Below are 17,276 nucleotides of genomic sequence, written 5' to 3'. Positions count from 1 at the left end.
TGGATCCGGCCGACGGTGCTGGAGCGTTGCGGCAGCACCAACGACATCGTCAAGGACATGGCCCGTTCTGGCGCGCCGGAAGGCACGCTGGTGCGGGCCGTTCGTCAAGAGGCGGGCCGGGGCCGGCGCGGCCGGTCCTGGACTTCCGAGCCCGGCAATCTCTATTGCACCTTGTTGCTGCGGCCCGGCGGCACGCCACAGCGGGCGGCCGAGCTGTCCTTCGTCACCGCCCTGGCGGCGGGGGAGGCGGTGGATGGCCTGGTCGCCGCGGCACCCAAGCTGAAATGGCCCAATGATGTCCTGGTCGATGGCGCCAAGATCGCCGGGATCCTGCTGGAATCCGAGGCCGAGACGGACGGCGGCGTCGCCTGGGTGGCGGTCGGCATGGGCATGAATGTTCGACACCATCCGGACACCCCGGGCTACGCCACAACCTCGCTGCTGGCCCAGGGCGCGGATGTGGAGCCGGATCTGGTCATGGCGGCCTACGCTTGCACCTTTGACCGCTGGTACCGCCGCTGGCAGGACTATGGCTTCGCGCCCGTGCGCGCCGCCTGGCTGAACGCTGCCCAGGGCATCGGCGGCCCCGTCACCGTCCGCCTGCACGACCGCAGCTTCGAGGGCCGCCTGGTCGATCTGGACGCTGATGGCGCGCTGCTGGTGGAAACGCCCCAGGGGCTGGTGAAAGTCACAGCCGGGGACGTCTTTTTCCCCCATGCTGCCCGGCAGACCGCCTGAGACAGGGAGCCCGCCCCATGCTGCTCGCCATCGACGCCGGCAACACCAACGTGGTTTTCGCCATCTATGACGGCGACACGCCCCGGGGCCGCTGGCGCATCTCCACCGACAGCCGCCGCACCTCCGACGAGTACGCGGTGTGGCTGACCTCGGCCATGGCGCTGAAGGGCCTCGTGGCCCGGGATGTCAACGCCGCCATCCTATCCTCCGTCGTGCCGGCGGCCACACCAGACCTCATCCGGCTATGCAAGGATCATTTCGGTTGCGTGCCTATGCGCATCGGTGACCCGGCGGTGGATGTCGGCATTGAGATCCGCATCGACAACCCGCGCGAGGCCGGCGCCGATCGTCTGGTCAACGCCGTTGCGGCAACGGAACGATATAAGGCGCCGCTGGTGGTCCTGGATATCGGCACCGGCACCACCTTCGACGTGGTCGATGCCGATGGCGCCTTCGCCGGCGGCATCATCGCCCCCGGTCCCACCCTGTCGCTGGACGCCCTGCACCGCGTGGCCGCCCAATTGCCCAAGGTGGACATCGCCAAGCCGGATCGCGTCATCGGCCGCGGCACGGTGGGTGCCATGCAGTCCGGTATGTATTGGGGTTACACCGCGATGATCGAGGGCTTGCTGCGCCGTATCAAGGCGGAGCTGTCGCCCACCGGCACGCCCCCCGTCACCGTCATCGGCACCGGCGGCATGGTGCGGGTGTTCGCGGAGGAGACGGGCATGGTCGACCACATCGACAGCGACCTGACCTTACGCGGGCTCTTGCTCATCCATCGCCGCAACGCCAAATCAGGGGGCTGACGCCCCGTTCGCCCGTCCCGCCGTTTCCCGTTTTCCAGGTTTCCATGATCGACGATTTGCTGTCCCCCGACGCCCTGTATTTCCTGCCGTTGGGTGGGTCCGGCGAAATCGGTATGAACCTCAACCTCTACCATCATGCCGGTAAATGGCTGATGGTCGACCTGGGCGTCAGCTTCGGCGATGATGCCGCGCCGGGCGTGGACGTGGTCATGCCGGACCCCGAGTTCATCGCCGAGCGGCGGGAGGATCTGGCGGGCCTGGTGCTGACCCACGCGCATGAAGACCACCTGGGTGCCGTGCAGTACCTGTGGACGGAGCTGCGCTGCCCCGTCTACGCCACCCCTTTCACCGCGGCCGTGCTACGCGCCAAGCTGCGCGAGACGGAGTTCAGCGGCCTGGTGCAGATCATCGAGGTGCCGCTGTCCGGCCGCTTCCAGGTCGGCCCCTTCGATATCGAGCTGATCAGCCTCACCCATTCCATCCCCGAGCCGAACGCCCTGGTCATCCGCACCGCCGGCGGCACGGTCCTGCACACCGGAGACTGGAAGCTGGACCCCGATCCCCGCGTGGGCGCGCCGGTGGACGAGGCGGCGCTGATCGCCCTGGGCCACCAGGGGGTCACCGCCTTGGTCTGCGACAGCACCAACGCCACCGTGCCCGGCACCTCGGGTTCAGAGGGCACGGTCGCCGTGGGACTGGAGGAGCTGATTGGCCGCTACCCCGGTCGCCGTGTGGCCGTGGCCTGCTTCGCCACCAACGTCGCCCGCCTGCATTCCATCGCCAAGGCCGCCGCCGCGCACGATCGCCAGGTGGCCCTGGTGGGCCGCAGCCTGCGCCGCATCAACGAGGCGGCGCGCGCCACCGGCTATCTCAAGGACCTACCGCCCTTCGTCACCGAGCATGACGTGGGCTATCTGCCGCGCGAGGCCCAGGTGCTGATCTGCACCGGCAGCCAGGGGGAGCCGCGCGCCGCCCTGGCCCGCATCGCCGACGGCGACCATCCGGAGATCGACCTGGAGCCGGGCGACGTCGTCGTCTTTTCCTCCCGCGAGATCCCCGGCAACGAGAAGGCCATCGCCAAGGTGCAGAACGGCCTGATCCGCCGTGGCATCGAGGTGGTGACGGCCAGCGACGCCGACGTCCATGTCTCCGGCCATCCGGCGCGGGATGAGCTGGCGCAGATGTACCAGTGGGTGCGCCCCTTCCTCGCCGTGCCGGTGCATGGCGAGCAGCGCCACCTGAAGGCCCATGCCGACCTGGCGCTGGAATGCCAGGTGCCGCGCGCCCTGGTGCCCGAGAATGGCGTCGTCATCCGCATCGGTCCGGGCGAGCCGGAGATCATCGGCACCGTGCCCTCGGGCAAGTTGTGCCTGGACGGTCGCCGCCTCGTGCCCCTGGGCGGAAATCTGCTGCGTACCCGCAACCGCATGGTCTTCAACGGCGCGGCGGTCGTCACGCTGGTGATGGACGATACCGAGCTGCTGGCGGACCCGAAGCTGTCGGTCATCGGCCTGCTGGACGGGGAAGAGGACGCGCTGTTCATCGAGGGGCTGGTCAAAGGCATCGGCCAAGCGGTCGATAAGCTGGCCGAGGCGGAGCGGCGTGACGATGTGGCCGTGACCGAGGCCGCGCGGCTGGCGGTGCGCCGCACCTTCCATGCGGCGCAAGGCCGAAAGCCGGTGACCGAGGTACACCTGGTGCGGGTGTAGGCCGGACAGGGGAAGCGGCGCCCCTGGGACGCCGCCAAAACGGCCCGTGCGCGCGTTTCTTTGCGCTGATCACGGGCCCACGGGATGGGAAGCGTCATGAGCCTGGTCACGCTGGTCGCGGTCTATTTCACGCTGTGGTGGGTGGTTCTGTTCGCGGTGCTGCCCATTGGCGTGCGGCGCGATGACAGCCCGCAAAAGGGCAACGATCCCGGCGCCCCGGTATTTCCCGATCTCAAGCGCAAATTCATATGGACGAGCCTGATTTCAGCGGTAATTCTCGGGCTCGTCTGGGCTGTTTTTCATTTTGGCCTCATTAACTACGATCAGCTGTTCGATCCCCCGGGGAACGCCCCTTCTTGAGGCGGGTGGGGTTGGCGCGGCCGGTCGGCGGTTGGCACGGGCCGGTTTGGTCGTCTGGGGAATGCTGATCCAAATCCTGATGGGGTTTTCCGCCCTGCTACTGCTGGCCGCCATTCTGCTGTGGCTGTGGCGGCAGACCGTGGAATTGCGCCTGCGCAAGTCGCTGGGCTCCTCCACCGACAAGATGCGCGCCGTCTCCAACGAGAAGACGCAGGTTCTGTCCTTCCTGGAACAGCAGCGCATGGCGCTCGGCTCCAAGCGGGCGGATGCCGCCAAGATGCGCATGGCCATTTCCCAGCTGCGCGTCGACAACAACGAGATGCGCGCCCGCGACTTCTACGTCCTGCACCAAATCGGCGAGCCCTCCAAGGACAAGGAGGAGTATGCCTGCAACCTCATGCCGTCGGCCACGGTGGAACCAGGACGCGAGCTGCCGCCCGCTCTGCGCGGTGTCGACCACCGCGGCAGCATCTGGGCTGAATCGGAAGCCGCCGCCCGGCGCCAGATTGAAATGCACTTCCCGGAAAAGGGCCCCTTGCGCCCCACCGGCTTCCGTCGGGGGGCGTGATGGAACTGGGTTGGCTGATGCTGTTGATGATCGGCCTGCTGGCGGCGCTGCTGTTCCGCCAGTGGCGCGAACTGACGGTGCGCCGGCTGGAACTGAGCCGCCAACTGGAGAAGCGCGAGGCCCTGGTGGCCCAGTTCCGGCAGGAGATCGACGGCACCTCCGGTGAGCTGGAGCAGATCACCAACACCATGGACACGGTGACCGCCACGTTGGAGGAACTGCGCGAAGAACTGGACAACCTGGACAAGGAGCGCAAGGCCCTGCGCGAGCGGCGGCTGCAGCCCCTGGTCCTGCTGGACCGTCAGACCCTGAACGCGCAGCACTTCTGGGAACTGACCATCTCCAACCCCGATTTCGGCGAGACGGCGACCGCCCGCATGGCGCCGTCGGATTATGTCGACGATTGGGTATCCGGCCGCGTTTATCTGGTGGGGGCCGACACGGCGGAGGAGGCGACCAAGCGCGCCACCCAGCGCTTCAGCGCCTCCATGGGGTACCGGGTCTTGGGTGCCGTCGCTTTCCGCCGCCGCTGAGGCTTGGCCGAGGGCCTGGAAAAGAGGGCATGGGAAAAGGGCGGCACCGGTCAACCGGATGCCGCCCTTTCTCATTCAGCCGTGGTGCCAGTCAAAGGACTGGCGCACAGGTCAGCGCCAGTGGCCCTCGACCCACATGTGGCGGCCGTCGGGGCGGGTCCGCCAGTGGCCGGGCACCCAATGGGCGTGAGGATGGGGCGGGGCGGCGTAATGGCCTTCCTCCCAATCCCAGCGGTCATGCCAGGCCCAGTGGCCGCCCACCCAGACATGGCCGGGTTCCGGCGGCGGGGGAATCACCTCATGGCGCGGCGGCGGCGGGGCCTCGCGCACCCACAGGTCCACGCCCACCTGGGCGTTGGCTGTGCCGGCGCCGGCGATGAACAGGCCACCGGCCAGGGCCACGGCCAGGGCGGCGGCGCTGACGGTGGCACGGGCGGACTTCATGACGGACTTCATGGGGTCACCTCTTGGTTTGACGGGGCCGATATCATTGGCGCCACCCTTGTTACGAAGAAGACGGCAAGTTCCCGTCATACATAACGCAGGTAATCGCCAATCACTCGGCCATCGCCGCCAATGAGGCCAAGGATTGATGGCAAAATGGTGTCGCCACCGGCTCCACATTTTGTCCGCTCTACTGGAAAATGTTCATATGCCCACCGGCAACTAGATCATCCTGGCTATCCGGTCCGGCTGAGGCGATTTGCCGCCTTGGGGATAGATCAGGGCGTGCCCCCGGAAAACTGCTGCGCCACCTGAAGCAGCATCAGGACGCCCAGCACCGCCACGCCGCCCAGGCAGCCCAGGATGATGGCGTAGCCGCCATAGAAGAAGGGATGGGGCGGGCGGCCGTTGCGGATCATTTGGCGTGCCAGCAGAAAGAACATCCATACGCCGGAACACAGGGCGCCGATGCCGAACACCAGGCGCAGCACCAGCACCACGGCCATGGTGCCGCCGATAAGCCCCGCCGCCACGCAGACGGCGACCAGGGTGATGAAAAAGGCCAGCACGTTGCGGAACAAGCGGCGACGGGCGGCGGGCGACAGGGTCGGTGTCATGGGCGAAGGGAACGCTCTTTTTCAAGGGATCAGAGGACGGCGCTGTACAGGGCCACGGCGTCGTCCAGGGTGACGGGTCGGGGGTTGTTGACCAGCAGGCGCTGCACCTTCATCGCGTCCGCCGCCAGCAGGGGGATGTGACCGGCGGTGACGCCCACGTCCGCCAGGCGCCGGCCGAAGGGCATGGCGCCGACCAGGCGGGTCATGGCGTCCACGAAACCGTGAGAGGCGGCGGGGTCGTCGGCGCCGCTCAACGCCGGGTCGATCAATCGGCCCAGCTCGGCATAGGCCTGTTCCGCATGGCTGCGGTTGAACGCCAGGACGGGGGCCAGCACCAGGGCGTTGCTGTGGCCGTGCGGCACATGGAAATGGCCGCCCAGGGGATAGGCAAGGGCGTGCACCGCCGCCACCGGCGCATTGGCGAACGCCATGCCGGCCAGTAGCGAACCCTGCAGCATGGCGGCGCGGGCCGTCACGTCGCGGCCGTCGGCCAGCACCCGGGGCAGGTTGGCATACAGCAGCATCAGCGCCCGGGTGGCCAGGCTGTCGGACAGGGGGTTCTTCTTCAGCCGGCTGGTGTAGGCCTCGATGGCGTGCACCATGGCGTCTATGCCGGTCATGGCCGTCACCGCCGGGGGCAGGCCCAGGGTCAGCGTCGCGTCCAGCACGGCGGCGTCGGGATAGAGCAGGGGGCTGACCACGCCCTTCTTCTCATGGCTGGGCGTGGTGACGATGGCGATGGCCGTCACCTCCGAGCCCGTGCCCGCCGTGGTCGGCACCTGGATCAGCTTCAGCCGGGGGCCGCGCGCCAGGTTGATGCCATAGATGTCGGGCAGGTTTTGCGGATGGCCGGCCAGCAGGGCCACCAGCTTGGCCGTGTCCAGGGAACTGCCGCCGCCCAGGCCGATGACGGCATCCGCCTGGGATGCGCGGGCTGCGGCCACGGCGTGCAGCACCACTGCCTCCGGCGGGTCGGCCTGCACCTCGGTATACAGCACGGTCTCGATGCCGGCGGCACGCAGGCCGGCCAAGGCCGGCTCCACCACCCCGGCCTTTACCAGGCCGGGATCGGTGACCACGAAGACGCGCCCCACCCCCAGGTCGCGCGCCAGCTCACCCAGCCGCGCGGCCCCACCCACCTGGGCCAGGATGCGGGGCGTGGTCTCGAACGTGAAGTCGCTGTGATGGATGTCGCCAACATGGGTATTGATGTTCGTTGGGGTCATTTGGGGTTTCCTCCTGCCGCGTCCCCTTCTAGCATCCGCCCGCCTCGTCCTCCTACCCTTCACCACAGGATTTAAGCCCATGTCGGGATACTGCGCCATCGCCCCGGGCCATCCCTTCCACGGGCCTTATCATGAGCGGGAACATGGTTTCCCGACGACGGATGAGGCGGTGCTGTTCGAACGCCTGATGCTGGAGGTCAACCAGGCCGGCCTGTCCTGGCTGGTGGTGCTGCGCAAACGCGACGCCTTCAACGCCGCCTTCCATGGCTTCGACGTGGACAAGGTGGCCGCCCTGGGGCCGGATGACGTGGAGCGCCTGATGCAGGACGCCGGCATCGTGCGCAACCGTCTGAAGATCGAGGCCGCCATCCACAACGCCCGGGTCATCCAGGCCCTGCGCGCCAGCCACGGCGGCTTCGCCGCCTGGATCGCCGCGCACCATCCCCTGACCAAGGCGGAGTGGGTGAAGTTGTTCCGCCGCACCTTCCGCTTTACCGGCGGCGAGATCGTGGGCGAATTCCTGATGAGCATCGGCTATCTGCCGCTGGCCCATGCCGAGGACTGCCCCGTGGATCATGAGCTGGCCGCGCTGGGCCAGCCGTGGCGCAAGGCTGTGGCCGACGGGTTTGTCTATTAGCTAGCCGGCGGCGCGGAACGCCGCCACAAGCGTGGCCAGCGCGGCGCGGCTGCGCCGGTCGCTGACGGCGGAGCGCAGCACGACCGGGGCGCTGGGCAGGGGCGGCAGGCCAAAGCGCCCGCCCACCTCGACGGCACCCAGGGGGGCCGCGCGTGGCGCCAGGGCCGCGACGCCCAGCCCCGCCAACACGGCGGCACCGACCGCAGCGACGCCACCGCCCACGAACACCTCGGTCCAGGGAATGCCGGCGGCGTCCAGCGCCCGCACGGCATGGCCGCGCACGCCGCACGGGGCGGACAAGGTGGCGATGGGCAGCGGGGCGGCCGGGGGCGGCTCCCAGCCCGGGGCAGCGAACCAGCACAGGGGGTCGATGAATAGCGGCTCCCCGGCCTCAGTCGCCAGTTCCGTTGGGCGTCCGTCCAGGGGTGGTTCCAGCCGCAGGATGGCGGCGTCCAATTCCCCCCGTTCCAGCAGGGCGCCCAGGTCGCGGGAGGCGGCGATGCGCACCTCCATCACCAAGGTGGGGTCGCGGCCTTGCAGGCGGGCCAGCAGGCCAGGCAGGTCGCGGCCGGCGACGTGGTCGCTGATGCCGATGACCAGGCGGTGCGGCGCCTCTTCCAGCCCGGCCAGCGCCTGGTCATGCGCCGCCAGCAGCCGGCGGGCCGGTTCCAGGAAGGCGGCCCCCTGCGACGACAGCCGCACCTGGCGTGGCGTGCGCTCCAGCAGCCGCTGGCCCAGCCTGTCCTCCAGGCGTTTCAGCTTCAGGCTGATGGCCGACTGGGTGGTGCCCAGCGCCTCCGCCGCGCGGGTGAAGCTGCGCAGCGTGGCCACCAACACGAAGGCGTGCACGGCGTCCAGGTCCAGGGGCCGGAAGGAAGCGGTGGTGGCGGTGGTCGTCATGATCACGAACGACAATGAATAAAGGGTCTGGGGATTTTAAACGGAAATCCTAGCGGCCGTCCATGTGGCGGCCGTCTGGTGCCCCGGTGTGTAGCCGATTGCCTATTATTCAGGCTGATACCGCAACCATGGGGGCTTTGCTGTCGCCCTGGGCATTTCGCCTCGGCCGACGGTGCTAGGCGCGATCGGTTGGCGCGGTCGTCCGGCAGGGGTGACCTCCGCCATTTCGGATAGACGGCGGCGCGGGCTTCGGCGGCGCAACATGAAAAGGGGATGATTCGGAGGTGATTCTGTTGCGCTGCGGAGCGCTTCCGAAGCGTCGCCGGGTAGCGCCAGCTTATATATTGAGCAATTACCAGCCCATAAACGGGGCAATTGACCAATCATTATGCAAAAGCACAGAAAAAGCACAAAAAGAAAGGCCAGCCCTCCGTTAGGGCTTGCCTTTCGAAAACTCGGCGTAGCATTATCCAAGCGTTGGAGGGTACATCCCCCTCTGACATTGAGTCGCTTGGTGGCGATTCCTCCCTAAACTCAAGGCCGCGCCGCGCTATCGCGAGCGCGGTCTTTTTTATGCCCTTGTGTTTACGAGGGCGGAGTATAGGGAGACGAAATCATTCCGTCATCTGTTTTTTGATCATTTTCAAGGCACGATGCCCGAAAGGCGGCCTTTTCGGTCAAAAACAGCGGCCAATCATAAATTTCACTCAACGAAAGCCAGGGAATTCCCTATTTGGATCAATGCCCTGGCGTTTAAGCCAGGGCGAAGCGCAGCGTGAAGAGTGCTGCCAGAATGGGCAGGGCCAAACCCAACTCCCGCCCCTTGCCGGTCAGCAGCTTGATGGCGCAGTGGGCGATCAGGCCGAAGGCGATGCCGTCGGCGATGGAGAAGGTGAAGGGCATGGCCAGGGCCGTGATCACCGCCGGGACCGAGTCGGTCACGTCGTCCCAATCGATTTCCGCCAGGCCGCGCACCATCAGGCAGGCGACGTAGAACAGCGCCGGAGCGGTGGCGTAGCCTGGAATGGCGGCCGCCAGCGGCGATAGGAACAGGGCAGCCAGGAACAGCAGGCCGACCACCACGGCGGTCAGGCCGGTGCGCCCGCCGGCGAAGGTGCCGGCGGCACTCTCGATATAGGCGGTGACGGTGGAGGTGCCCAAAGCCGCGCCGGCGGTGGTGGCCAGGCTGTCGGCCAGCAGGGCCCGCTTCAGCCGGGGCAGGCGGCCTTGGGCGTCCAGCAGCCCCGCGCGGTGGGATACGCCCACCAGCGTGCCGGCGGTGTCGAAAAGGTCGACGAACAGGAAGGCGAAGATGATGGCGGTCAGGCCCATGTTGAAGGCGCCGACCACATCCATCCGCAACAGCGTGGGCGCCGGGTTGGGCGGCAGGGAGACGGGGCTGGCGATCAGGGGCGTGACGCCCAGCGCCATGCCGGCCAGCGCCGTGCCGATGATGGCGATGACCACGGCGCCGGTGACCCCGCGCGCCACCAGCACCACCAGCGCCAGAAAGCCGGCGCAGGCCAGCAGGGCCTGCGGCTTGCCCAGGGGCCCCAGGGTCACCATGGTGGCGGGATGGGCCGCGACGATCCCGGCGTTCTGCAGGGCGATGAGGCCCAGGAACAGGCCGATGCCGGCGGAGATGGCATGCTTCAGCCCCGTCGGGATGGCGTTGACGATGGCCTCGCGCACCGGCAGCAGGCTCAAGATTGTGAAGCCCACGCCCGACAGGAAGACGGCGCCCAGCGCCACCGGCCAGGGATAGCCCATGCCGCCCACCACCGAATAGGCGAAGTAGGCGTTCAGCCCCATGCCCGGCGCCAGCGCGATGGGATAGTTGGCGTACAGCCCCATGATGAAGCAGCCCAGGGCGGAGGCCAGGCAGGTGGCCACGAACACCGCCCCTGGGTCCATGCCGGCCTTGCCCAGCACCTGGGGGTTCACGAAGATGATGTAGGCCATGGTCAGGAAGGTGGTGACCCCGGCCAGGATTTCCGTACGCACGGTGGTGCCATGGGGCGTCAGCCCGAAAAAACGATCAAGCACGTGATGCCCCCGCGTTATTCTAAGGATCGCGCCCATGGTCGGCGCGGACGCCCTCGCCAAGCAAGGACAAAGCCAATGCCGCGGATCGCCGCTGTGATGACCGGCCTGCTGGTGCTGGCTGCCGGTACGGCCTGGGGGCAGGGGGTGCCCCAAGGGGCGTCCCAGGAGGGGGCGCAGAAGGGCACGTCGAAAGGTCCGACCATCGCCGTCGACCCCGCCGCCTGCCAATGGGCGGTGCGGCATGAGCCGGCGCCCGATGTCGCCTATCAGCCGGGCGTGGATGTGGACGGTAACCCGGTGGCGCCGGCCGATCTGGACGGCGGCGTCCGCCTGCCCGCACCCCAGCGCATCGAGATCCCGCTGACGGCGCGCCTGGCCCGCGCGCTGCCGCAGGCCCCCGGCACGGCCCGAAGCAGGCCCGACGCCTACTTGGGCCTGCTGACGGTGGTGGGTGACCAGGTGCTGTTCGACGGTCAGCCCCTGACCGATCCGGCGGCGGATGAACTGGCGGCGCTCTGCCGCCAGCAAGGGCTGTCGGGCCGCTGAGGCGCACCGAAGCGGAACCTTGGGCGTGCGCGGAGGGTTTCAGGGGCCCGACAACGGCGCCAACCATCCGCAGAAGGAGCGCACCCATGGCCACGGCCCACAAGACCGCCCACAGCAGCCATACCAAGGCCAAGACCCGCACGACGCCGCGCCGCACGCGCCGCACCGCCACGCGTGATCCGCTGGCGGTCAGCCTGCTGAAGAAGGACCACCGCGAGGTCGAAGGCTGGTTCGACGAGTACGAGCAGCTGGACAGCGATGATGAGAAGCTGGCGCTGTTCAACAAGATCGCCCTGGCCCTGAAGGTCCACACCGCCATCGAAGAGGAAATCTTCTATCCCGAGGAACGGGGAGAGGTGGAGGACGACATGCTGGACGAGGCCTATGTCGAGCATGACGGCGCCAAGAAACTCATCGCCGAGATCGAGGCCATGAAGCCGGGTGACGAGTTCTATGACGCCAAGGTCAAGGTGCTGGGTGAGTACATCAAGCACCACGTCAAGGAGGAGGAGCAGCCCGGCGGCCTGTTCTCGCAGGCCAAGCGCGGCGATGAGGACCTGAACGAGATGGGCGAGCGCCTCAAGGCCCGCAAGCAGGAACTGATGGCGGAGTGGGGCCAGGCCTACTCCTGATGACGCGTGACGCCCGCGGCCCCTTCCTCACCGGGGGGGCGCGGGCACCGCCTGTAACCGTTCCGTTACAGGCCCGGCCTTTTTCCCGGTCCCCGGGGGCGGTAGTCTCGCCCATCGAATTATAATGGGGACTTCATGTTCAATCGTCGCGCCTTCCTGGCCGCCAGCGCCGCCTCGGTCGCCCTGGCCACGGTCCGTCCCGGCTTCGCCGCCGATGCCTCAAAGCCCGCCGCCGACCTTAACCACCTGCTGGACACCTTCTTCCAGGAAGATCTGCGGCGCAGCCCCGAAGGCGCCACCATGGCCGGCATGGACACGGGCAAGCTGGCCGGCCTGCGTGCCAAGCTGGACGACCGCAGCCCCGCCGGGCGCAAGGCCGACAACGCGGTGACGGAAGGACAGCTGCGCCGCCTCAAGGCCATCGACCGCAAGGCGCTGACCGGCATCGACGCCGTGAACTACGACAGCGTGGAGTACGTGCTGGCCGAGGCGGTGGAGAGCAACCGCAAATTCCCCTTCGGCTCCGGCGGATCGCCCTATGAGCTGTGCCAGCTGCAGGGTTCCTACCAGTCCATTCCCAACTTCCTGGACGTGCACCACCCCATCGAAGCCAAGGCCGACGCGGATGCGTATCTGGCGCGTCTGGAGGCCTTCGCGGGTGCGCTGGACACCGAGACGGCGCAGTTCAAGCATGACGCCGCCCAGGGCATCCTGGCCGCCGACTTCATGCTGGACACGACCCTGACCCAGCTGCGCGCCCTGCGGGTGGACGCGGTTGCGTCGGGCCTGGTTTCCTCCGTCGCCAAACGCGCCAAGGAAAAGGGCCTGGGCGACACCTACGGCGCCCAGGCGGCCAAGATCTACACCGACAAGGTCGGCCCGGCGCTGGACCGCCAGATCGCGGCGGTGGAGGCTGCCCGCAAGACGGCCACGCACGACGCCGGCGTCTGGCACATCAAGGATGGCGAGGCCTGGTACGCCCAGGGCCTGAAGTCCAGCACCACCACCACCCTGTCCCCGGACGAGGTGCACCAGATCGGCCTGGACCAGGCCAAGGAGATCGGCGCGCGGCTGGAATCGCTGCTGGCGGCCCAGGGCCTGACCCAAGGCACGGTGGCGGAGCGCATCAAGGCCCTGCGCGCCCGGCCCGAGAGCACCTATCCCAACACCGACGAGGGCAAGGCCCAGCTGGTGGCCGATTTGCAGGTGAAGCTGGACGACATGGCGTCGCGCCTGCCGCGCATGTTCCGCGACATCCCCAAGGCCAAGGCGCGGGTGCAGCGGGTACCGGCGGCCATCGAGGCCGGCGCGCCGCTGGCCTACTACGAATCCCCGCCGCTGGAAGGCGACCGGGTGGGCACCATCTACTTCAACCTGCACGACACGGCCGAATGGCCCAAATGGTCGCTACCCACCACCGTCTACCATGAGGGCATCCCCGGCCATCACCTGCAGGGATGCATCGCGCAGGAAACCAAGGGCATCCCGCTTTACCGGGCCAACATGTTCTTCTCCGGCTACGGCGAGGGCTGGGCCCTATATGCCGAGCAGCTGGCCGATGAGCTGGGCATGTACGACGCCGATCCGCTGGGCCGCATCGGCTTCCTGAAGTTCCTGCTGTTCCGCGCCGGCCGTTGCGTCATCGACACCGGCATGCACCACAAGCGGTGGAGCCGCGAGCAGGCGGTGAAGTACATGGTGGACCTGACGGGCGACACCGAAAGCGCCATGACGCGGGAGACCGACCGCTACTGCGCCTGGCCGGGCCAGGCCTGCAGCTACAAGATCGGCCACACGCTCTGGAACCGCCTGCGCGACCAGGCCAAGACCGCGCTGGGCGACAAGTTCGACATCAGGGACTTCCACCAGGTGGGCCTGAACTCCGGCGCCGTGCCGTTGGACGTGCTGCAGACCATGGTGGGGGACTATATCGCCCGCGTGCGGCGGGGCTGAACCGCCGCGCCAAGGACGGTGGCAAAGAAAACGGCCCGGGGAGCGATTGCCGGGCCGTTTGGCGTTCAGGACAAGGTCATCCGCCTCAGGCGGCCTTGGCGTCCACCAGGAACTGTTCCACCAGGCCCCGCATCTTCTCCGCCTCCCGCGCCATGGAGGTGGCGGCCGTCAGCACGTCATGGGCGGAATGGCCCGTCTCATCCGCGGCCTGCGACACACCCTGGATGTTCTGGGTGACGCTGTCGGCACCGGCGGCCGCCTGCTGCACGTTGCGGGCAATTTCCTGCGTCGCCGCCCCTTGCTCCTCCACCGCCGAGGCGATGGTGGTGGCGATGCTGTTGATGTTCTCAATGGTGCCGGAGATGGCGCCGATGGCGGTCACCGCCTCGCGCGTCGCCTCCTGGACCTGGGCGATCTGAGTGCTGATCTCCTCCGTGGCCTTCGAGGTCTGGTTGGCCAGGCTCTTCACCTCGCTGGCCACGACGGCGAAGCCCTTGCCCGCTTCACCGGCGCGCGCCGCCTCGATGGTGGCGTTCAGGGCCAGCAGGTTGGTCTGGCTGGCGATGTCGGTGATCAGCTTCACCACGTCGCCGATGCGCTGGGCGGTCTGTTCCAGGCCGGCGACGATGGTGCCGGTGTGGGTGGCCTGGCGCACGGCGTCGCCGGCGACCGTGGTCGACTGCGCCACCTGGCGGCTGATCTCCTGGATGGAGGAGCTGAGTTCCTCGGCGGCGGCGGCGACGGTCTGGACGTTGGCCGAGGCCTCCACCGCGCCGGCGGCCACGGTGGCGGACTGGCGGGTGGTCTGCTCGGCCGAGGCGGACAGCGAGCTGGCGGTGGCCTGCATCTGCGTGGCGGCGGAGGCGACAGCGCCGATGACGTCGCCGGCCTGCACGTCGAAGGTGCGGGTCAGGTTTTCCAGGGCGGCGGCACGGGCGACGCGGGCGGCCTGTTCCTTTTCCTGCTCGGCGCGCAGGCGTTCCGCCTCGCGGGCGTTGTCACGGAAGACCAGGGCGGTCTTGGCGATGTCGCCCACCTCGTCGCCGCGCTCGGTGCCGAAGATCTCGATGGTCAGGCGGCCGTGGGCCAGGTCCTGCAGATTGCGCACGATGTGGGTGATGGGGGTGACCAGACCGCGGCGGGCGATCAGCATGCCGACGACGATGCCCACGGCGATGCCGATGACGGCGACCGCGACGATCATGATGGTCAGGTCGCGGGCGACGGTCTGGGCGTCCTGCGCCACGGCGGTGCCGTCCTCGTCCAGGGACTCCTGCAGCGCCTTGATCTTGTTGCTGAGCGCGGTGGAGGCGGTGCGGGACTGCGCGACCTCGTCCAGGATTTCCTGGCGGGCGGCCTCGTTCTTCAGGTCGGCATGCTTGCGGCTGGCCGCCATCGTGCCGTCGAATTCCTTCTTGTAGGCGGCGAAGGCGGTCTTGATCTCCGCCAGCATGGGCCGGTACTTGGCCTCCACCTGCTGGTCCAGCAGGGTCATGTTCTTGGTGAACTCATCGACCCGGCCGGCGACGTTCTTGGCGACGTCCTCGGTATCCTTGGGATCGGCGGCCATGCGGTATTCACCGCGGTTCATGTAGATCACGTTGGCGTTCAGCTGCGCCGCCTGGTGCAGGTTGGTCCCCATGACGTCCAGGCGGTGCGTCGCCACCGACAGCGTCGACATGCCGATGTAGCCGGCGATACCGATGGCGACGGCGGAAAGCGCCATGACGAGGATGACCAGGTTAATCTTTGTCAGAATTTTGGCATTGGCCAACATGATTGCGGTCCTTGCGGCGGCGGGCTTTCCCGGCGTGATAGCAGCGATTGGTTAAGGGCCGGTAAAAACCACAAGCCGGATTTCAAGGTCAATGCATGGCTTCCATCTGATATTGCGATAACATTTACATATTAGAAATTTTCTTAAATTGCCGTTAATATATTGTTTCCCATAAAGTGGAGTGTTTCGTTCCAATCGACGCAAGATTTGGTGATTCAATCATTATTACTGCCGTAATAGGCGCAGGATTTTACGTTCGACTCCAAAGCGCATGGCTATCTTGCATAAATCGGATGGTTGTGCCCGTCATGCGTAGACACGGAGCATCTTTTGGGTGGGGCGGCGCGGCCAAAGGCGCCTTTCCCGCCGCCATGGACAGGGGGGACGTCATTGCCTAAAGTCGCGGCTCCATTTCCGTAATCCAAGTTCACGAAGGCGACGGGTTCCCGCGATGCGCTCCTCCCAGTTTTTCCTGCCCACCCTGAAGGAAACCCCGGCGGAGGCGCAGATCGCCTCGCACCGGCTGATGCTGCGCGCCGGCATGATCCGGCAGACCAGCGCCGGCATCTACGCCTGGTTGCCGCTGGGCTGGAAGGTCCTGCGCAAGATTTCGCAGATCGTGCGGGAGGAGCAGGACGCCGCCGGCGCCCAGGAACTGCTGATGCCCACCATCCAGTCGGCGGAGCTGTGGCGCCAGTCGGGCCGTTATGACGATTACGGCAAGGAGATGCTGCGCATCACCGACCGTCACGACCGTGAATTGCTGTACGGCCCCACGAACGAGGAGATGATCACCGACATCTTCAAGACGTTCGTGCGCAGCTACAAGGACCTGCCCAAGAACCTGTACCACATCCAGTGGAAGTTCCGGGACGAGATCCGCCCCCGCTTCGGCGTCATGCGCGGCCGTGAGTTCCTGATGAAGGACAATTACTCCTTCGACCTGGACGCCGAAGGGGCCAAGCTGTCCTACCGCAAGATGTTCCTGGCCTATCTGCGCACCTTCGCCCGCATGGGGCTGAAGGCCATCCCCATGCGCGCCGACACCGGTCCCATCGGCGGCGACCTCAGCCATGAATTCATCATCCTGGCCGAAACGGGTGAGAGCGGCGTGTTCTGCCACAAGGATTGGCTGAACCTGGACGTGCTGCAGAACCCGCCCGAGGCCGGCAGCGACCTGAAGGACTTCTTCGCCAAGTACACCAGCATCTACGCGGCCACGGACGAGAAGCACGACCCCGCCACCTGCGAGGTGCCGGAAGACCAGCTGGTCTCCGCCCGCGGCATTGAGGTCGGCCACATCTTCTATTTCGGCACCAAGTATTCCAAGCCCATGGGCGCCGTCGTGGCCGGCCCGGACGGGGAGCCGGTGGCGGTGGAGATGGGCAGCTACGGCATCGGCGTGTCCCGCCTGATGGGCGCCATCATTGAGTCCAGCCATGACGAGAACGGCATTATCTGGCCGGACGCCGTCGCCCCCTTCCAGGTCGGCCTGATCAACCTGAAGGCCGACGACGCGGCGTGTGCCAGCCTGTGCGACGACCTGTACGCCAAGCTGAACGCCGCCGGGGTCGAGACGCTGTACGACGATCGCAACGAGCGCCCGGGCGCCAAGTTCGCCGACATGGACCTGATCGGCCTGCCCTGGCAGCTGACCGTGGGCCCGCGCGGCCTGAAGGCCGGGGTGGTGGAGCTGAAGCGCCGCGCCACTGGTGAAAAGCGTGAGCTGCCGGTCGAGGCCGCCCTGGCCGAGCTGATCAAAGCCTGACCAGGGGCAAGAA

Annotated in this window: 17 protein-coding genes; 11 read left to right on the top strand and 6 right to left on the bottom strand. The window is 67.3% G+C overall.

Features of this window, described 5'->3' with window-relative positions; all coding sequences use genetic code 11:
- Positions 1–15: 15 nt before the first annotated feature.
- The 6 genes from FBZ87_RS01215 to FBZ87_RS01190 all read left to right on the top strand — a co-directional run bounded on the left by FBZ87_RS01215 (position 16) and on the right by FBZ87_RS01190 (position 4,717).
- Positions 16–738, top strand: a complete 723-nt coding sequence (locus FBZ87_RS01215; RefSeq protein WP_246134182.1) for a biotin--[acetyl-CoA-carboxylase] ligase — start codon at positions 16–18, stop codon at positions 736–738.
- A gap of 17 nt (positions 739–755) precedes the next feature.
- Positions 756–1,547, top strand: a complete 792-nt coding sequence (locus tag FBZ87_RS01210; RefSeq protein WP_145608512.1) for a type III pantothenate kinase — start codon at positions 756–758, stop codon at positions 1,545–1,547.
- Positions 1,548–1,591: 44 nt separating this feature from the next.
- Complete coding sequence (locus FBZ87_RS01205; protein WP_186454507.1) at positions 1,592–3,256, top strand: ribonuclease J; 1,665 nt, start codon at positions 1,592–1,594, stop codon at positions 3,254–3,256.
- A gap of 96 nt (positions 3,257–3,352) precedes the next feature.
- On the top strand, positions 3,353–3,616 hold the full coding sequence (locus FBZ87_RS01200; protein WP_040846278.1) for a DUF1467 family protein: 264 nt from the start codon (positions 3,353–3,355) through the stop codon (positions 3,614–3,616).
- A 61-nt stretch (positions 3,617–3,677) separates the two neighbouring features.
- Complete coding sequence (locus FBZ87_RS01195) at positions 3,678–4,184, top strand: hypothetical protein (protein ID WP_145608509.1); 507 nt, start codon at positions 3,678–3,680, stop codon at positions 4,182–4,184.
- Positions 4,184–4,717, top strand: coding sequence for a hypothetical protein (locus tag FBZ87_RS01190; protein ID WP_145608507.1), 534 nt, complete (start codon positions 4,184–4,186; stop codon positions 4,715–4,717). The genes FBZ87_RS01195 and FBZ87_RS01190 overlap by 1 nt, the downstream gene beginning before the upstream one ends.
- A 111-nt stretch (positions 4,718–4,828) precedes the next feature.
- Here FBZ87_RS01190 and FBZ87_RS01185 read toward each other — a convergent pair whose 3' ends face one another.
- The 3 genes from FBZ87_RS01185 to FBZ87_RS01175 all read right to left on the bottom strand — a co-directional run bounded on the left by FBZ87_RS01185 (position 4,829) and on the right by FBZ87_RS01175 (position 7,004).
- Positions 4,829–5,173, bottom strand: a complete 345-nt coding sequence (locus FBZ87_RS01185; RefSeq protein WP_211106805.1) for a YXWGXW repeat-containing protein — start codon at positions 5,171–5,173, stop codon at positions 4,829–4,831.
- A 266-nt stretch (positions 5,174–5,439) separates the two neighbouring features.
- Positions 5,440–5,778: a hypothetical protein gene (locus tag FBZ87_RS01180; RefSeq protein WP_145608504.1), complete on the bottom strand. Its 339-nt coding sequence runs from the start codon at positions 5,776–5,778 to the stop codon at positions 5,440–5,442.
- Between the two features lie 29 nt (positions 5,779–5,807).
- Positions 5,808–7,004, bottom strand: a complete 1,197-nt coding sequence (locus tag FBZ87_RS01175) for an iron-containing alcohol dehydrogenase (RefSeq protein WP_145608502.1) — start codon at positions 7,002–7,004, stop codon at positions 5,808–5,810.
- A gap of 79 nt (positions 7,005–7,083) precedes the next feature.
- Between FBZ87_RS01175 and FBZ87_RS01170 the strand changes: the two genes are divergently transcribed.
- Entirely contained in the window at positions 7,084–7,641 is a 558-nt protein-coding gene (locus tag FBZ87_RS01170) for a DNA-3-methyladenine glycosylase I (protein ID WP_145608500.1), read from the top strand.
- Here the strand turns inward: FBZ87_RS01170 and FBZ87_RS01165 are convergent, their stop codons facing one another.
- Positions 7,642–8,541, bottom strand: coding sequence for a LysR family transcriptional regulator (locus FBZ87_RS01165; RefSeq protein ID WP_145608498.1), 900 nt, complete (start codon positions 8,539–8,541; stop codon positions 7,642–7,644).
- A gap of 753 nt (positions 8,542–9,294) precedes the next feature.
- On the bottom strand, positions 9,295–10,587 hold the full coding sequence (locus FBZ87_RS01160) for an NCS2 family permease (protein WP_277908345.1): 1,293 nt from the start codon (positions 10,585–10,587) through the stop codon (positions 9,295–9,297).
- Positions 10,588–10,662: 75 nt separating this feature from the next.
- Between FBZ87_RS01160 and FBZ87_RS01155 the strand changes: the two genes are divergently transcribed.
- From FBZ87_RS01155 to FBZ87_RS01145, 3 genes are all read left to right on the top strand, one after another.
- The gene (locus tag FBZ87_RS01155) at positions 10,663–11,133 is read left to right on the top strand and encodes a hypothetical protein (RefSeq protein WP_145608495.1); all 471 of its coding nucleotides are present in this window, start codon (positions 10,663–10,665) and stop codon (positions 11,131–11,133) included.
- 86 nt (positions 11,134–11,219) lie between these two features.
- Positions 11,220–11,765, top strand: a complete 546-nt coding sequence (locus FBZ87_RS01150) for a hemerythrin domain-containing protein (RefSeq protein WP_186454506.1) — start codon at positions 11,220–11,222, stop codon at positions 11,763–11,765.
- Positions 11,766–11,900: 135 nt separating this feature from the next.
- Positions 11,901–13,718, top strand: coding sequence for a DUF885 domain-containing protein (locus tag FBZ87_RS01145; protein WP_145608493.1), 1,818 nt, complete (start codon positions 11,901–11,903; stop codon positions 13,716–13,718).
- A gap of 85 nt (positions 13,719–13,803) precedes the next feature.
- Here the strand turns inward: FBZ87_RS01145 and FBZ87_RS29995 are convergent, their stop codons facing one another.
- A complete protein-coding gene (locus FBZ87_RS29995) occupies positions 13,804–15,495 on the bottom strand; it encodes a methyl-accepting chemotaxis protein (protein ID WP_145608491.1) in 1,692 nt (563 codons plus the stop codon).
- Positions 15,496–15,946: 451 nt separating this feature from the next.
- On the opposite strand from FBZ87_RS29995, the gene proS reads away from it, so the two are divergent.
- The gene (gene proS / locus FBZ87_RS01135; RefSeq protein WP_004273351.1) at positions 15,947–17,263 is read left to right on the top strand and encodes a proline--tRNA ligase; all 1,317 of its coding nucleotides are present in this window, start codon (positions 15,947–15,949) and stop codon (positions 17,261–17,263) included.
- Positions 17,264–17,276 lie beyond the last annotated feature (13 nt).

Origin of the sequence: Nitrospirillum amazonense (genome assembly GCF_007828035.1) — a bacterium.
Lineage (GTDB): Bacteria > Pseudomonadota > Alphaproteobacteria > Azospirillales > Azospirillaceae > Nitrospirillum > Nitrospirillum amazonense.
Note: the sequence above shows the minus strand (reverse complement) of the source record. Positions and strands in the feature narration are given on the sequence as shown.

Excerpts from the sequence above, each read along its gene's own strand:
- FBZ87_RS01210 (WP_145608512.1), top strand. The coding sequence starts at position 756 with ATGCTGCTCGCCATCGACGCCGGCAACACCAACGTGGTTTTCGCCATC.
- FBZ87_RS01175 (WP_145608502.1), bottom strand. The coding sequence starts at position 7,004 with ATGACCCCAACGAACATCAATACCCATGTTGGCGACATCCATCACAGC.
- FBZ87_RS01170 (WP_145608500.1), top strand. The coding sequence starts at position 7,084 with ATGTCGGGATACTGCGCCATCGCCCCGGGCCATCCCTTCCACGGGCCT.
- FBZ87_RS01205 (WP_186454507.1), top strand. The coding sequence starts at position 1,592 with ATGATCGACGATTTGCTGTCCCCCGACGCCCTGTATTTCCTGCCGTTG.
- FBZ87_RS01145 (WP_145608493.1), top strand. The coding sequence starts at position 11,901 with ATGTTCAATCGTCGCGCCTTCCTGGCCGCCAGCGCCGCCTCGGTCGCC.
- FBZ87_RS01155 (WP_145608495.1), top strand. The coding sequence starts at position 10,663 with ATGCCGCGGATCGCCGCTGTGATGACCGGCCTGCTGGTGCTGGCTGCC.
- FBZ87_RS01195 (WP_145608509.1), top strand. The coding sequence starts at position 3,678 with ATGCTGATCCAAATCCTGATGGGGTTTTCCGCCCTGCTACTGCTGGCC.
- FBZ87_RS01190 (WP_145608507.1), top strand. The coding sequence starts at position 4,184 with ATGGAACTGGGTTGGCTGATGCTGTTGATGATCGGCCTGCTGGCGGCG.
- FBZ87_RS01200 (WP_040846278.1), top strand. The coding sequence starts at position 3,353 with ATGAGCCTGGTCACGCTGGTCGCGGTCTATTTCACGCTGTGGTGGGTG.
- FBZ87_RS01185 (WP_211106805.1), bottom strand. The coding sequence starts at position 5,173 with ATGAAGTCCGTCATGAAGTCCGCCCGTGCCACCGTCAGCGCCGCCGCC.
- proS (WP_004273351.1), top strand. The coding sequence starts at position 15,947 with ATGCGCTCCTCCCAGTTTTTCCTGCCCACCCTGAAGGAAACCCCGGCG.
- FBZ87_RS29995 (WP_145608491.1), bottom strand. The coding sequence starts at position 15,495 with ATGTTGGCCAATGCCAAAATTCTGACAAAGATTAACCTGGTCATCCTC.
- FBZ87_RS01150 (WP_186454506.1), top strand. The coding sequence starts at position 11,220 with ATGGCCACGGCCCACAAGACCGCCCACAGCAGCCATACCAAGGCCAAG.
- FBZ87_RS01180 (WP_145608504.1), bottom strand. The coding sequence starts at position 5,778 with ATGACACCGACCCTGTCGCCCGCCGCCCGTCGCCGCTTGTTCCGCAAC.
- FBZ87_RS01165 (WP_145608498.1), bottom strand. The coding sequence starts at position 8,541 with ATGACGACCACCGCCACCACCGCTTCCTTCCGGCCCCTGGACCTGGAC.